At 35.3% G+C, this 15417-nt stretch carries 20 protein-coding genes; 5 read left to right on the top strand and 15 right to left on the bottom strand.

All coding sequences use genetic code 11. The annotated features are described in order from the left end of the window. Window positions 1-234: 234 nt before the first annotated feature. The 12 genes from BW936_RS04330 to BW936_RS19780 form a co-directional block, all read right to left on the bottom strand. Complete coding sequence (locus tag BW936_RS04330) at window positions 235-432, bottom strand: hypothetical protein (RefSeq protein WP_076547077.1); 198 nt, start codon at window positions 430-432, stop codon at window positions 235-237. Window positions 433-444: 12 nt separating this feature from the next. Then, entirely contained in the window at window positions 445-825 is a 381-nt protein-coding gene (locus BW936_RS04325; RefSeq protein ID WP_076547076.1) for a DUF6876 family protein, read from the bottom strand. A 78-nt stretch (window positions 826-903) separates the two neighbouring features. Next, window positions 904-1248 carry a single-stranded DNA-binding protein gene (locus BW936_RS04320; protein WP_026813265.1) on the bottom strand — a complete coding sequence of 115 codons (345 nt, stop codon included), beginning with the start codon at window positions 1246-1248 and terminating at the stop codon, window positions 904-906. Window positions 1249-1997: 749 nt separating this feature from the next. Next, window positions 1998-2192, bottom strand: coding sequence for a hypothetical protein (locus tag BW936_RS04315; protein ID WP_076547075.1), 195 nt, complete (start codon window positions 2190-2192; stop codon window positions 1998-2000). Between the two features lie 593 nt (window positions 2193-2785). Next, complete coding sequence (locus tag BW936_RS04310) at window positions 2786-3280, bottom strand: VOC family protein (RefSeq protein WP_076547074.1); 495 nt, start codon at window positions 3278-3280, stop codon at window positions 2786-2788. 75 nt (window positions 3281-3355) lie between these two features. After that, a complete protein-coding gene (locus tag BW936_RS04305; RefSeq protein WP_076547073.1) occupies window positions 3356-4171 on the bottom strand; it encodes an AraC family transcriptional regulator in 816 nt (271 codons plus the stop codon). Between the two features lie 369 nt (window positions 4172-4540). After that, complete coding sequence (locus tag BW936_RS04300) at window positions 4541-5377, bottom strand: DUF932 domain-containing protein (RefSeq protein WP_076547953.1); 837 nt, start codon at window positions 5375-5377, stop codon at window positions 4541-4543. Between the two features lie 265 nt (window positions 5378-5642). Further along, window positions 5643-7364 carry a ParB/RepB/Spo0J family partition protein gene (locus BW936_RS04295; RefSeq protein ID WP_244156165.1) on the bottom strand — a complete coding sequence of 574 codons (1722 nt, stop codon included), beginning with the start codon at window positions 7362-7364 and terminating at the stop codon, window positions 5643-5645. Between the two features lie 618 nt (window positions 7365-7982). Further along, window positions 7983-8144, bottom strand: a complete 162-nt coding sequence (locus BW936_RS20040; RefSeq protein ID WP_143744054.1) for a transposase — start codon at window positions 8142-8144, stop codon at window positions 7983-7985. A 49-nt stretch (window positions 8145-8193) separates the two neighbouring features. Further along, on the bottom strand, window positions 8194-8526 hold the full coding sequence (locus BW936_RS20035; protein ID WP_084181968.1) for a transposase: 333 nt from the start codon (window positions 8524-8526) through the stop codon (window positions 8194-8196). Further along, a complete protein-coding gene (locus BW936_RS20030) occupies window positions 8508-8831 on the bottom strand; it encodes a transposase (RefSeq protein WP_262493989.1) in 324 nt (107 codons plus the stop codon). Before BW936_RS20030 ends, BW936_RS20035 begins: the two co-directional genes overlap by 19 nt. Window positions 8832-8964: 133 nt before the next feature. Next, window positions 8965-9336 carry an ISAon1 family transposase N-terminal region protein gene (locus tag BW936_RS19780; protein ID WP_244156164.1) on the bottom strand — a complete coding sequence of 124 codons (372 nt, stop codon included), beginning with the start codon at window positions 9334-9336 and terminating at the stop codon, window positions 8965-8967. A 263-nt stretch (window positions 9337-9599) separates the two neighbouring features. On the opposite strand from BW936_RS19780, the gene BW936_RS04285 reads away from it, so the two are divergent. The 3 genes from BW936_RS04285 to BW936_RS04280 all read left to right on the top strand — a co-directional run bounded on the left by BW936_RS04285 (window position 9600) and on the right by BW936_RS04280 (window position 12126). Then, window positions 9600-9827 (top strand): hypothetical protein, encoded by a 228-nt coding sequence (locus BW936_RS04285; protein ID WP_076547071.1) that lies wholly within the window; start codon window positions 9600-9602, stop codon window positions 9825-9827. 25 nt (window positions 9828-9852) lie between these two features. Next, complete coding sequence (locus BW936_RS19585; protein WP_159438996.1) at window positions 9853-9999, top strand: hypothetical protein; 147 nt, start codon at window positions 9853-9855, stop codon at window positions 9997-9999. A 210-nt stretch (window positions 10000-10209) separates the two neighbouring features. Beyond that, window positions 10210-12126: a hypothetical protein gene (locus BW936_RS04280; protein WP_076547070.1), complete on the top strand. Its 1917-nt coding sequence runs from the start codon at window positions 10210-10212 to the stop codon at window positions 12124-12126. Between the two features lie 276 nt (window positions 12127-12402). Here BW936_RS04280 and BW936_RS19580 read toward each other — a convergent pair whose 3' ends face one another. The 3 genes from BW936_RS19580 to BW936_RS04270 all read right to left on the bottom strand — a co-directional run bounded on the left by BW936_RS19580 (window position 12403) and on the right by BW936_RS04270 (window position 14016). Next, window positions 12403-12567: a site-specific integrase gene (locus BW936_RS19580; RefSeq protein WP_159438995.1), complete on the bottom strand. Its 165-nt coding sequence runs from the start codon at window positions 12565-12567 to the stop codon at window positions 12403-12405. Next, a complete protein-coding gene (locus tag BW936_RS04275; protein ID WP_076547069.1) occupies window positions 12568-12810 on the bottom strand; it encodes a site-specific integrase in 243 nt (80 codons plus the stop codon). A gap of 339 nt (window positions 12811-13149) precedes the next feature. After that, window positions 13150-14016 (bottom strand): DUF808 domain-containing protein, encoded by an 867-nt coding sequence (locus BW936_RS04270; RefSeq protein WP_076547068.1) that lies wholly within the window; start codon window positions 14014-14016, stop codon window positions 13150-13152. Between the two features lie 139 nt (window positions 14017-14155). On the opposite strand from BW936_RS04270, the gene BW936_RS04265 reads away from it, so the two are divergent. Together BW936_RS04265 and BW936_RS19710 are read left to right on the top strand one after the other, a co-directional pair. Next, the gene (locus BW936_RS04265; protein ID WP_076547067.1) at window positions 14156-15130 is read left to right on the top strand and encodes a Gfo/Idh/MocA family protein; all 975 of its coding nucleotides are present in this window, start codon (window positions 14156-14158) and stop codon (window positions 15128-15130) included. Window positions 15131-15199: 69 nt separating this feature from the next. Then, complete coding sequence (locus BW936_RS19710) at window positions 15200-15337, top strand: hypothetical protein (protein WP_167368346.1); 138 nt, start codon at window positions 15200-15202, stop codon at window positions 15335-15337. Window positions 15338-15417: the final 80 nt, after the last annotated feature.

Genomic DNA, 15417 nt, shown 5'->3' with positions numbered 1-15417 from the left:
ATCCATACAATCTGGCTAAAAAGCCAATTGCCATTTTCAGGGAAAATGATTTTCCGATATGTTATTTTTCGATGTGTAAGATTATCGGCGAAAGTCGAAAAGTGGATAACCCTACTTTAATTTGAATGCTGAATTTCAGCGATATAAAGATACGCTTTTTTTTGACTTGATATTAATTGCAGACAAAAACACCTCTAAAATTTTAGAGGTGTTCGATGCTCTATTTTAATGGTGCTACATATTGAAAATAAAATTATAAGTGTATAAGTTTTTAATCATTTCTTCGTCAATCAAGTTTTCATAATCTGCACCAGTTTCTTCCACATATTTTTTTATGGAATCCCCATAAAGATGTGTTACGTGTTCTCTCGAAACCTGTAAAAGTTCCTCTTGTTTTTCCTCGCTCAAATCTTGAAATTTTATGTAAATCATAGCTTCAAAATTTTAATATTCGCTTGGTAACATCAGCGTATCATTTACAAAAAATAAACGCAGTTCATCGAGCGGAAAATCGGTTGCCCGATATCCGTGTTTTTCCAAAATATTGTCGTTGCCATCGCTGTAAATTATCTCTGCTTCATAGCCTGTAAAATCCTGTTTATCTTCGGGCAATCTTTTGAAGTCTATGGTTATAAATTCGCTTCGGTTCATCAGACTTTTTGCAATTACGGAAGTGTCCGTAATGAGCCAAAAACAATCTGCCGCATTAGCAAGATATTTTAGTCCGTCCGTAAAACGTGTTCTTAATAATGGGATTTGATAGAACATTTCCGTTCCGTGAAAATGTTGCAATCCTTCTTTGATTTCGTTAACTTGTGCTTTCATTGTTTTGCTTTTTTAAATTAGTGAATAATGAAAAAGAGGGCGCAACTTCTCACGGGAACGCCCTCTTTATTTTAAGATTTACTTGTCGTCTTTGCTTCCAAGTAAAAGAATTTCATCGGCTACAACTTCCGTAACATAGCGTTGTTCGTTATCATCATTTGTATAACTTCGGGTTTTAAGTTTTCCCGATATTCCAACTTCTTTGCCTTTAACAACATACTTCTCTACAATTTCGGCAGTTTTGCCCCAAGCTACTACGGTATGCCAATTCGTGTCCGTTTGCTTGTTGCCTTCTTTGTCCTTGTAATACTCATTTGTTGCTAATGAAAAACGGGCTACTTTCTTTCCGCTTTCAAGGTTCGTAATGGTTGGCTCTTGTCCAACGTTTCCGATTAACTGTACGTGATTTTTAATAGTACTCATAATAAAAAGATTTGTGTCTGCTTTGTTACAGACTGGTTTATATTTCCCTTATTTGATTTAAACTGAATTAAATTTTAAGGGGTGTTTGTTCTTTTCTTCTGTGCGCCGCACAATGGATAGAGTGGGTTTTGTCAAGACTTTTAGGGAATAAATCAGGTGTGTTTGCGACGTAGTAAAATGCTCGCATTTTCAAGGAAGTAGAAACCTTATTTTTCACTAAAACTTGTATAGTCTTTACAAGTTCCATAAGGGCATTAGCAATTCTTTTAAACGCAGTTGCGTTTGAGCGTACCGACAGTTAAGCGAGATAAGCAGCTGTGGTTAAATTAGAATTGGTTATGTCGTGCCTGTTTTTCGCTGTACCGAAAAACAATAAAGGCTTTATCCATTATAAACCCCTTAAAATGTGTAAGGCAGCGGTTCGGTTTTTAAGGATTTTCGAGTAAGGGCTCAAGAAGACCGCGCCGAAAATCCTGTTAAAAAAACCGAAGTGATGACTTTCCGATGAAAAGCGGACTTGATTCACAATTTTGGCAAAGGAATGAAGTGTTCCTTACTAGTCCCGATAGCTATCGGGACGGGAAGGGTTAACGGAATGGAAAGCTAAAATTGGGGATTGTGTCCAAGATATTTGTAGTGAAGCTCTTTTCCCGAAATGTAGCTTTTCGGGAAATGCAGGGGAATGTGCTGAATGGCTTATGAAACTCGCATTAAATAAAAGGGTAATAGTACTTTTGTGAATAGTTAGCTCACTCTTCAAAAAGTACTTTTTGATTTTTAGAATAAACATTATTTAAAAGTATTTGGTAGTAAAGGGGATGCTTCTCTCTGTAGTAAGCTAAATGACACTCTGCACTTTCAATAGTATAATTTTCACTACTTAATTGGTAATGTTCTTCGGCTTCTTTTAATGAAATGTTGGATTTTAAAGCTGTACTTTTCATAATGTTAAAATTTTTGGGTTAAACAATATTGAGCAGAAACCAAACGGAAGCTAAAATTCTTGGCTCAAAAGGAAACGGAATAAATAAGCGAGGGAAGAAGCTATGGCTTTATGCCGTAGTCTTTTGATGGAAGTATTTTACGAGTTTACCTTGCGTGTATATTGTATGATAATTGATTTCCTTTTTTAAGCGGACTTGATTCACTATTTTGGCTAGGGAATGAAGTGTTCCTTCCCAGCATAGCGGGAAGGGTTAACGAAATGGAAAGCTAAAATTGGGGATTGTGTCCAAGACTTGCGTAGTGAAGCTCTTTTCTTGGAATGTAGCATTCCGCGAAATGTAGGGAAATGTGCTGAGTGGGTTATTAAAACTGATATCTATCTTAAAGTGAATGGGGTGTATTTGTTGCTTGATTAAGCACTTAATCTTTGGTAAAGCACGAAGCCATATTTTTAATTTCCTTTTTAACTTTCTTATCGTCAAAATACAAATTAAAAATATGGCTACTTTGCAAATACTCCAAAGCTTTTATTTAAGGACTATTTGCCCTCTTTTTTATATACATTGCTCTGTGTTTGTTCTTTTTCACTCGTTTAGTTCGGTGAATGCAGACCGATTTTATTTCCTTCCGAATCAAGAAATAGACCGTAATAACCACTTTCATCTGCGTGAAGTGATTTCGGAACAATTATTTCGCCACCATTTTTCTCAACTTTATCAAGAATAATTTGAAGATTATCTCCACCATTTAAGTATATAGTTACACCATCAGATGAAGGTTTATAGCCTTCTGCTTTAATGATAACTCCTGTAACCATTTGTTCTTCATAAGGGAATATCCCCATTTCCATTTCGGGCATTTCTATCTTCTCAATGTTAATGTCTAAAATTGCTTGATAAAAATTTACTGCTCTTGAAACATCCGTTGCTGGAATTTCAAAGATTGAAATATGACTTTTCATTTCTTTTGTTTTTTGATTAATATTAGATTCAACCGGGATAGTTTCGGTTTTAGATTTGTTTTGGTTGTTACAGGCTGTAATGCTAAAGGAAAGAATTATGGCTGTACAAAGAATGGATTTTTTCATTTCGTCCTGTTTGATTTGACAAGACAAATTTAGATTTCGTGCAAATACAAAAATTGTAAAAATGCGACACGCTGACTATTTGTAGAAGAGGGTAGAGAGTGCCATATTTTCATTGCCTAAAAATTCCTTCGGATTAATTCCGGTAAACTCTTTAAAGTCTTTTATAAAATGCGCTTGGTCGAAGTATTCACTTTCGTAAGCAATGTCGGTTAGGTTTTCTGACTTTTTATTAAGAAGCATTTTTAGTGCATTTTGCAGTCGGATTACTTTACCCAACTGTTTTGGGCTAACACCAATTTGTTTTTTGAAATTTCGTTCAAGTTGTCTCCGTTTTGATAAATCTTCTTTAAGGATTTTGCTTATCGAAGCACTTCCATTTGTTGCTAAAAGAGCATCAATTGTTGTTTTTACGATATTATTAATTGTAGTTTTTTCATTCAACTTGTCTAAAAAAAAATTTTCAATAATTTCTATTCGTTCACTAGTATTAGTTGCCTCAATTATTTTTCGCTCCAAGTCACTAGCAGTTTTTTCTCCGAACAACAATTCTATTGTCGTTTCCTTGTTTGCCAAGTTATTAATGGGCATTGTTACAAAATTTGCAAAACCATAAGGGTAAAAACGAATTGCAAAAGTATTCACATATCCTGTAGGTTCTATATAAAAGGGTTCAATTGTCTGTCCGAGAACCATTGCACGAGGTTGTAGTATAAATTCATCTTTCGAAGTGTATCGTTTAATGTCGTCTCCAAGTATAAACGCCATTTCAATTGTGCCATCAGGAATGATTCGTTGTTTTTGTACATCAGGTTCAGCAGGAACTTCTAAAGTCCAATAGCAACTGACAAGAGATTCTAAATCCGGATGTGGTTGGAATGTTTGATAGTTCATTGAATAATTGATATTTTGTTAAATGACGCACAACTCATTTTTGTGGTCAATAAATATAATGTTATTCGTATTATTAGATAGGATTAATTAATTCTTATAAAAATTTCTATTTGAACATTACTGATTAATTTACGTATTTGAATAGGAACTGAAATGTTATTTAGCAGTCTCGAAGTTTCGTGACGGGAAGGGTTAACACTATGGAAAGCTAAAATTAGGGATTGTGTCCAAGATTATTATAGGGAAGCGCTTTTTCCGGAATGAAGCTTTTCGCGAAATGTAGGGGAATGTGCTGAACGGTATTGCTTTTAAACATAAGTAGCAAGCACAAAAAAATCCAGTTTAAGGTACTGGATGAACCTTTTGGCTTTAGGCCATTTCATAAATTTCATCAAACAATTTCTTGTCCAATCTTTCTTGTTGGCCAAAGCTTTTCTTCAGCGTGTTGTGTAAAACTGCATTGAAGGCATTGTAACCTAACCACAAATTAGGTTCCTCGTTTAGCAACAATGCTTCATAATTCAGGATTTCCAGGACTTCACGAGATTTTTTCGAAGGGTCGCTGTTCTTGTCGCTGCATTCATATCTAAAGAGTTTCGTTTTATCAAGAATGGCTTTTACAAATTCCTGTGTATCGATGATTTTAAATTCTTTCATCTTGTCGAATTTCTTGGTTATCGTATAGAATTCATTGTCCAGAAACTTGTCGAACAGGTTGTTTAGTCTTGGCATAATAAGGTGTGTATTGTTCTTACTATGCTTGATGGAAAACTCAATTTCGGCTTGTGAAACGTGCAAACCATTGGAACATACTTCTCTATAAAATCCGAAGTGTCCAGAAGTCTTTTCACTACCGTCATACGAGTTTTTGAACCGTAGCATTGGCAGTATCACGTCCTTATCGTTCTTGACGGTAAACTGACTTATATCGTCTATGATAAAGTCGGTAATGAACGACCTATCATTTTTGTTGATGGTGCGCTTGTGAAAGTTCAGTTGTGCATCTGTCAGCATTTCTTCAGCTTTCTTGAAGAACAATTGGTTTGGAATGTGTCCATAACTGTTAGATACCACATTGACGATTTTACCATTTGAAATGATGGCATTTTCAAGCCCTCGTCGGGATTCTATCTGTGTCAGAGTTTTTAAGGATTTCATTTCTGATGAAACAAAGATTTCATCCTGTTGCAAATTTTGTAAATACATAGCTTTTGAATTTAGATTAAACAATATTTGAGCTTAACCCAAACGGAAGCTAAAATCTCAGCTCAAAAGGAAACGGAATAAATAAGTAAGGGAAGAAGCGGTGGCTTTATGCCGTAGTCTTTTGATGGGTGTATTTTACGAGTTTACCTTTGCGTTACTATTGATTGATTATTCTCTCTATTCCTTGACCATTTTAACCAAGTGTCTATTATAAAAAAAAAAGAAGGACCAGCACGAATGCCAATCCTTCTTCAAACAACAAAAGCTACTCTTTCAATCCTTGAATTTGCTTTTCAAGAACTGTTATTCGCTCTTTCAAACGTTCTTCACGCTTGTTTCTTTTTTCGGCATATTCTTTTTCGATGCCGTCAATCTTGGACTTGTAATAACCTTGCATCGCATTGTAGAATGAAATGTTAGTCAGATTATTAACGTGATTGCTTTCGCCAAAATGCACTTGCTTCGTTAGTATATACCGTATCAACTTATGAAAGATTTCCTTTTTAAACTTCTTTTTGAAACTCTCAACAATTTCTTCATCTGTCATCTTGGATGTATTGCCCAATAAATTTGAAAAGAATCTTTGTCGTCCAACATAATCTACATTGTTTTCATACAACGTCAATGAGAATGCTACCATTTCATCCACCGAAAGTGTTTTCTTCGTATCAATGTATTTGGTGTCTCTAATCATTTCAACAACTTCTTCAAACTGCTTGTTGTTCTCTATTTGCTTCTTGCGTATTTCCCTTTCGTTGATTTTAATTATCTGTTCTTCAGGGGAACAATCTGCCATTTTTCTGTTTTCCAAAGGTGCTGAATACGATGTCGATTCATTTTTGGACTGTTCAACAATCTTTATAAAGACTTCTTTGTGTCTGTATGTTTCAGGATGGAACACAATACCTTTTACAAATTCATTTTCTTTAGCGGAATTGTATTTTTCCAATTCTTCTTCGTATTGCTGTAAGGCTTCATCCAGCTCAGCTTTAAATTCATCTTCGGAATAATCGTAATGTTGGTATTCTTTCTTGATGTCCTCAATTGTTGGCTTTATCGGATTTTCTATGATTTCAACATCATCCAGCAAATAGACTTTCAAACCGTTCTTTTCCAATTGTGAAATAATCAGCTGATTGTTTTCCTCGTCTGCCCAATACTGTCGTATTTCAGGAATTAACAGTATGTTCTCTTGTTTCGATTTTTCAATCAAATTCAAGAACGACTTGCTTTTCTTCGTTTCATAACAAGCTGATTTTGTACAAACCATTTTGCCATCGCCGAAAAGATTACCTTGATTTGCCGCGTTAAACGGACATTCAATACAAGAGCCTACTTTTGGCACCAATTTCTTATCATTTACATCAAAAGATGCTTTTTCCAAATCATAGGTCTGGTCTTTAATCATCCTGTTCACCTGATGGGCACTAAAATCTTCGCCCATCGTTTCCAACATCATCTGCTGTTCTTCTGGTTCAAAAAGTGCAACACCCACACCTAACGAAATCGTCATTTCGCCATTACGAACAAAATGCTTAAAACCTTCAATTAAACCAGCCAGCTTTAATCGTTGTCTGATAAAGTTATCTGTTCTTCCCAATCGCTTTGCAATTTCTGTAGGCGCATATTTTTCGCTTAAGTAAGCAATCGCCTCAGCTTCTTCGGTAGGTTCAACATCCTGCCTTTGCAGATTTTCGATGATTTGAATTTCAAGAACATCGTTGTTCTTATATTCCCTGACAATACACGGAATAGTTTTCTTGTCGGCCATCTTACTTGCTCGATACCTACGTTCGCCCATCACGATGATAAATTCGTTTCCAGATTTTCGGACTGTAATAGGCTGTAGAACACCGTGCTTTTTGACGCTTTCGGAAAGCTGTTGCAGATGTGCTTCATTAAAAGTCTTTCTGGGTTGCATCGGGTCGGGAATGACCTTTGCAGTTGATAGGTTCTCAATCTGAAGCCCAATCGCTTTTTGTGTCAATTTTTCTTTGACTTCTTTCTTGGCGGTGGTAATTTTTTTACCGCTCTTTCTTGTGGTACTCGCTTTTGTTGTCATAATACTCAAATTTTAGATTAAACAATATTTGAGCAGAAACCAAACGGAAGATAAAATCTTGGCTCAAAAGGAAACGGAATAAATAAGCGATGGAAGAGACGTTGGCTTTATGCCGTAGTCTTTTGATGGAAGTATTTTACGAGTTTAAATTGCGGTCATATTGTATGATAATAAACCCCCTTAGTTAAATTTTTATTTTCAATTCATTGGTAATATATTAGTTTAATATTTATTGGTAATAAATGTTGTTAATTGAAAAGAATTATTATTTTTGCATCAGACGAATCAAATTGAACTACAACTCACGAGAATTAGTTCACAAATCGTCAACATAGATAAAAATATTTGGCAGAAGTGCCACAGCGACAGGGCTCGCCAAGCAAGGTTCGAGTCCCGTCCAGACCGCAAAAAGCTCTCAAGAAATTGAGAGCTTTTTTAGTTCTATAACTTTTCTATTTTTCATAGAAATGAGGGATCAATCTCAAAAGTTGGGTCTAAAAAGAAAAATAATGAATCAAGTCATAAAGTTGTGGAATTTTATGATTATGCAAAAATATTAGTTAGTCTAAACAAGAAGAACTCTACGTTTCTAACACCTCTGAATTGAGCTCTGAAGGCTTTTATTTTGGCATTGAATGATTCTGCCGAAGTATTTGTATCCCTGTTGTCAAAGTAGTTAAGTATATTTTTGTAGTGAATGGACATAGTTCTAGCAATAGTGTTGAAGCTTTTAAACTTGCCCTATCTCAATTTTTCATCCCATTTCGCTAAGCGTATCAGCGCGGAGGTCTTGTCTTTTGTGTTGTTGAATATCCAGGATTGGCTTTTGGCATAATCCATATGCTTTTTTCAGGTCAGGATAGCGTTTAAAAAGTATTTCTGCTCTTTTAGCTTGGTTTTCGGTCCACTTATTACTGGATTTAAATAATAAATATCTACTTCTAGCTAAGAGTTGTTTCAATATATCTCCATTGGATAGTAATACCGGTGTGTATTTTAAGGTCTTGCCTCTAGCGTTTTCTATAGCGTCATTTGTCGGTATCCAGTACTTCCCATCTATGTTTAATTCTAATTTCCTGCAATGCATCCAGGGCCAGTTTTTTGAACATGGAGCCTGTCTACGGCCAGTGTGGCGTTCGGGAATGATTTTTTAACGATTAGTCCTATATTGCCCGCCATGTCCAAGGTAACCTCCTTGAACTTCTTTCGTTGTTTTAAAGGAATCTTATGTAGTATTGCTATAACAGCTTCCACCTTGGTTCCTTTGATCATGGTAATGATAACTCCTTTCTTTCCTTTTTCTTTTTTATTGGTTAGAACGGTGTATAGATCGCCATTGGAAAAAGCAGTTTCGTCCAGAGATAGATGGCTTCCTATATTGTTCGGGAACAACGTCCATTGTTTTGCGTGTGATCTTTGGCTCCAGGAGCCGAAATTGCTTAAGTGATTTTTGTATTGTCGTTGTAGACTTCTAGGGTTTACACCATAGAATTTCGCTACGACCGACGTACTGGAAGCGTTGTTGCTAACGGATCTCTTTTAAAAAAGAAGCGAACTCACTAGTAATCCTAGTTCCTTTCGCTACTAGTTGCCAATCTCTTGTAATCATATTATCTGTAGATTCATCAAGCCATCTACGCCGTGTTATATGAAGAAATACATTCTTGCCGCGTATCGGGAAGTCCTGAACGGTAGCTTCCGGAAAGAAACCTTTGGAATGAAGTTTGACTCCGGTCGACTCCTTGGAAATATCGTTTAGTTCCGTGAAATAAAAGTGTATTTCTTCGTCTTTGACTTCATGTTTGGTCAAATCAAAATAAGTCGCAAGAACTTCAGGTAATAATAATTTGGCAATAGAAGATAGTGAATCTGAAAGCATAGAACTTTTTGAACTCAAAAATCGACCAATTTTAACCTCTCCACAACTTTTTGTGTTGAGCCAATTTTAAATACTCGAATATATCGGAGGCTATTTACAATAATCTAAGATTAGATATTCTATCGACTATCAGTAGAAACTCAAAATTGCAAAAAAAATCTACCTTATGTTATCGCAAGTATATTAGTTAAGTGGATTAACTTTTCAAAACTTAGCCACCGATTAATTATTTTTAATAGGAACACTCTTTGAATTAATTAGTTTTAAAAAAGATACCCCCGATGTATAACGAACCCCAACAATACAAACCACAATTTGGTTTAGACCCTAAAAAGAGTATTATAAGTAAGAAGCTTAAAACCAAAATGAGAAAACAAGCTTTAAAGAACTACAATAAGGTTATTATGCAGAACCTAATCATAGGAGGACAGAAAACAAGGTTTAAAGAAGGAAATACCAAAACCGATAAAGAAAAAGTAAGTATGTTAAGCCAAAAAAGAATTGCTTAACTGGTTAATATGTAAAACTCTAGACATGCTCACCGAAGAAAAAAGAATAGAAATTACCCTTAAAGTACTAAGAACCATGGTTAAGCATCCTGAGTTTAAAAATAGGGTAGAAAAAAATCATCCAAAATTCGCTAAAATCGTAGAGCCAATACTTTCAAAATCAAACAAATAGTATATGTCATTGATTTATGATTATACTATATGAAAATGAAAAATTTTATTTCGTTTTTATTCCATAGTTTAAGTAGCCACCCCTTCCTGTTTTAAAAAGAAATGATGTGTAGAGAGTAAAACATGTTGTGAATACCCGTGTTTATGTTTTTAAAGGCAATGAAATTATATTTTCGTCGTTAAACCAACTCAACAAACAAACAATCAAATTATGCTTAAAAAACCTATTGCACTTTTTTTATTGACCTTGTCTTTTTTAGGATGTTCTAAAAATGAATCCGATGATTCGCCTAAAACTCCGGAAGAGGAGGTTTTGAGTGATGCCAAAGAGATTATTTCATTTAAAATAAGTATTGACAATGAAGATTATACGGCCATAATCAGGAACGACAGTATCTTTTATACTTTTCCTTCTACCACGGATTTAACTGCTTTGGCACCGATAATCACCTATTCCGAAATGGCGGATATAGATCCCGCTTCGGAAGAAACGGTAGATTTTACCGGTCCAGTTAAATATACGGTAACAGCTGAGGACGAATCTCAAAAGAAATATACGGCCGTATTGGACAAATCTGATTCCGAAAATGAAATTACACTGGTAACATTTGAGAATTCGGGCAGTTATAGCACGGGTTTTTACGGGCAAAATCCGGCAGATATAGATACGTTGTATTATACGTTCACGTTTGCCGATATAACAGATTTAAAAGCACAGATCGAGGTATCTGAAGGATCTACTTTAGAGCCTGATCCCGCTGGAATAACTGATTATTCTTCTCCGGTCAAATATACAGTGACAGGAGTCGACGGTACAACAAATGAGATGCTTGTTTTGGCTAAGAATCGGCCACTTGAAGAAGTGAGAATAGATGGTTTTGTTTCAAGTGAATTTGCTGATGTGCCTTTAGGAGGCGATATAACGTTCGAGGTGAATGAACTCACACCTTATCGCGATAGTATCCAGGTACGGTTGTTCAGTGATTTGGAGTCCTTTGACCTCGAGGTAAAGAGTATTAATGAAGAAACCAAGGAAATAACGGCAACCCTACCCGATTCCTATATAAATCACAGATTTGAACTTGAAGTTTCGATCGCAAGTGATAATACCGATGAATCTGACGGGTTTAGGTTACTTAAAGGAAGATCGAATTTCACAAGGGTGGTAACCCCTTATAACGATGGCAATCCAATACCTGTTGAGAAAGCAATATGGCCAGGGCATGGTTTAGATTTGTATGTGTATATAAAGGATGATGCTGTAGATGATCATGAATTTTTTCTGTTAAAGGATGGGGTCTATTATGAATTGATTAAAAAAGATGAGTATAATACATCTATTACATCAGGGGTTAGGGTTGAGATGCCGGAACTTCCAAATGTATTGCCGGCAGAAGGTACCGATTTTAAATTAGCGATACGAAATGCCGATGGGGAGGAAGTATTTGACCTTGTCAATAGCGAAGGAAACAAAATAGAGGTTGTTTTTGCCAAGGAGCCGGTAGTTAATTCTATAAGTACTACTTCGGTGCGCAAAGATGGGACTTTTAAAATAGTAGGGGAAAATTTGTTTAATGGTCCTGTTATTGGTTATGCCAACTCAAACTTTTTAAGGGAAAGAAGTAATGTGTTGCTAAGTGATGGTATGGGTAATTACTATTATGTTTATAGTGAAGAAGTAGATGCTAACGGAAACCTTATCGTTGATCTTTCATCTCGCCAATACATGCCAACGGGAACCTATGAAGTGGGTTATTCAAGTAACTATACGATCTATCCCTTAGAATACATCGGTTACAGCATTACTATTACGCAACTGCCTTCAGAGCACCCAACTTTAGAGGTTACTGAGTCAAAGCTATATAGCGACAGCAATGCTACTTCTGCAAAACAGATTCTTTTGACTTTCAATGAAGATATTGGGGATTATACTATAAAAAGAATCGTAACAGGTAAACATGAAAAGGTTGTTGTAGAGAATTATTTCACTTATCCCACCACGGTATTAACAGGGGCTTTATCCAATGAAGATTATGCCTCAACGGTGAATGATCGCGACGGTTATGTTGTAGTAGAGGATAATGGCGTTGAGTATAAAATCTATTTTACTATGCAACTAGAGGATTAAAATAAATTGAGTAACAATATCAATGCCCCATATAAATGGGGCATTTTTTGTTTCTGTTCTTTTGAATACATGATAAACTAAAAAGAGTCCAATCAATCAATACCGGACTCTTTTACGAGAATACTATATGAAAATGATAAGAAAACAATGCAATGACCACTTTGGGGAAATAAAACACACTTAATAATAACTCCTACCATGAAAACACACTTTAGGCTGACTCTGTTCCTTTAACTAAAGATAAATTAACCAACTTTCTATCTTCCTCCTCTTTTTTCAGTAATAGTGCATTATTGGGTCTACATGCGAGTCATTTGATTTATTTACATACTTCAAAAATGAAGATTCTTTCTTATGACCTGTAACAGCCATTATAAAGGCATTGTCGAGCTCACTATAATGAATAGTCGCAAAAGTTCTTCTGCCTATATGAGTACTCATCTACATCCATTTAGGACGCACCCTTTTTACACCTCTTAAACCCACTTTATCTACTTTTTCCTTTAACCTTCCCATTGTAGATTTATCAATTCCCGCCTTCTCACCTAACGTCTTAAAATGTTTATTAAGCTTTAGGGTAGAAACTGAATAAAGTAGCCCTTGCCCAAAGATTTCCCTAACTTTGGGTAATACTGGTATTACAATAGGTTTGTTATCTTTTTTCTGTATTACCTTGATAATCAAATTCTCACTCTTTTTAATAAAATTCTCTTCCGTAATCCTCTTGGTGAAAGCTTCACCACGCTGTCCTATATAGCAAGCAATGAACCACCATTTTCTAGCATTTATTAAAGAAATGAGACTAAAAACAGATGAATATTAATGGTAGTTTTTATACCTCGATTATTATCAATACACAAAGTAAGAATATTCCATTTTACACACTCTAAAATTGTTCCCTAAACGGCTTTATTTTACCGTTAAGGCTTCTGTAAATATATTATACTAACAAATATGATTATCGGATAGAAATATAGCTACACAATATCATATTTGCGATGGCATCGAATTTAAATCAACCCTTTACTTTCTAAACAACTTCTTCATCCCTTTAAAAAGTAAAAGTGCAACGAAACCGATAACGAGCCCTACAAGAAATTCTACTATAATACCAGGTACGTTTGGCAGTAAATGATGTAAAAGATCAATGTTGTGAACAAAAATACCACCAGAGACCAGTAACAGTGCAATTGTTCCAACAACTGACAATCCCTTAATCACTTTTGGCAAAGCACTTACAAAAAAATGTCCAATTTTATCAGAGACACTATCATCCTCTTCATTCAAATTGATAAGCCTAGTCCCAAATTCATCCATACGCACAATCAAGGCCACAATACCATAAACACCAACAGTAGCCAATAACGCCACTACGGACACAACTAAAATCTGTGTAAGAAGAGGCTCAGATATTACCGCTCCCAATGCAATGATTACAATTTCAATAGATAAAATAAAATCAGTGACTATAGCAGATTTCACTTTTGTTTTTTCCAATGCCAAAATTTCTTCTTTGGTCATAGGTTCAATATCAGCTGTAACATGCTCGTGTTCATGGGGCACAAAAAATTCATATATTTTTTCGGCTCCCTCAAAGGCAAGATAAATTCCGCCAAGCACCAAAACTAAAGTTACCGCCCATGGTAGAAAGGCACTTAACAAAAAGGCAATAGGTAGAATTATAATTTTATTTAATAAAGAACCTTTTGTAATTGCCCACAACACAGGCAACTCTCGCTGTGAAACAAAACCAGATGCTTTTTCCGCATTTACCGCCAAATCATCACCTAAAATTCCCGCTGTCTTTTTTGTAGCAATTTTACTCATCGCCGCTACATCATCTAAAAGTGCTGCCACATCATCTAAAATTGCGAAAAAACCTGAAGCCATATATTCTTTATTTTATTCAAAAATAATTTAACAGAATCATATATGGGAATTCTATTGGCAGAAATGGTAACTCCAACACGAAATTGTAACTTTATGTAAGCAAAATAAGTATTTACAACAATTTAAATATTAGAGTAAAATGATAAAATGGGGAATTATTGGTTGTGGCGATGTCGCAGAGGTTAAAAGCGGACCGGCTTTTCAATTGGCAGAAAACTCCGCCTTGCTATGTGTGATGAGAAGAAATGCGAACAAAGCACAAGATTTTGCCCATAGACACCATGTACCCAATTGGACAAACTCTGCCCAAGATATATTAAGAGACAAAGAGATTAATGCTGTATATATTGCAACCCCGCCTTCTACTCATTTACAATATACTTTAGAAGCATTAAAAACTAACAAACACGTTTACCTAGAGAAACCCATGGCTTTAAATGCACTTGAAGCTAAAGAAATATGCAACGCTGTAAAAAATAGTAAAAGCAAACTTACTGTTGCCCACTATCGCAGAAAATTACCTGCTTTTTTAAAAGTAAAAGAACTTTTGGACCAAAATGCTATCGGAAAAATTACACATGCCGATATTCAAATCTTGCAAGCTAAAAAATCCTTGTTTATAGCAAATAGCGAAGAGAATTGGAGAATAAACCCTGAAATTTCAGGTGGTGGTTATTTTTATGATTTGGGGCCGCATCAAATTGATTTAATGTATCACTATTTTGGAGCAATGAATAAAGTAAGCGGCACCTCATATTCTACCGAGCACAACTCAAAAATAGAAGATACTGTTAATGGAGTTATTTCTTTTGAAAATGGAATACAATTTCGGGGTATTTGGAATTTTACTTCCTCACCATTAAATGAAAAAGATGAATGTATTATTTACGGAACAGAGGGTTCCATAAAATTCTCTTTCTTTGATAGCGAAGTTCATCTCAATAATTTAAAAGGTACTGAAATTTTTAAATTTAAAAACCCCAAGCACGTTCAAGAACCTATGATCAAAGCTACGGTAGATTATTTTCTTGGACAAAATGAAAATCCTTGTGCTGCAGAAGACGGACTTTTAGTTATGGATACTTTAGAACGGTTAAGTGGGCGCAAACCTTAATTCTCCATCACTCTTTTTAGGGCTACAATTTCTATGAATAACAACCAAACATACCTGTAAATTGCTCTTATGAAAAAACTAATACAATTCTTTGGTGCTTGGTATGGCGCTAAAAAAATAGGCGGTGGTAAATGTGGGTGTATCGGAACCTTTTTTGTGTTCTTGATATTATTTTGGATTATAGGCTATGTGCTAGAAGCTTTTTAATGTTGGTTGTCAGTTGTCGGTTTTTTTATGCGCTGTTCGCTAAACGCTGGACACTGTACGCTTTTTGGTTGTTGGTTGTC

It is taken from the genome of Maribacter ulvicola (assembly GCF_900155985.1).
GTDB lineage: Bacteria > Bacteroidota > Bacteroidia > Flavobacteriales > Flavobacteriaceae > Maribacter > Maribacter ulvicola.
This window is presented reverse-complemented; position numbering and strand designations above follow the sequence as displayed.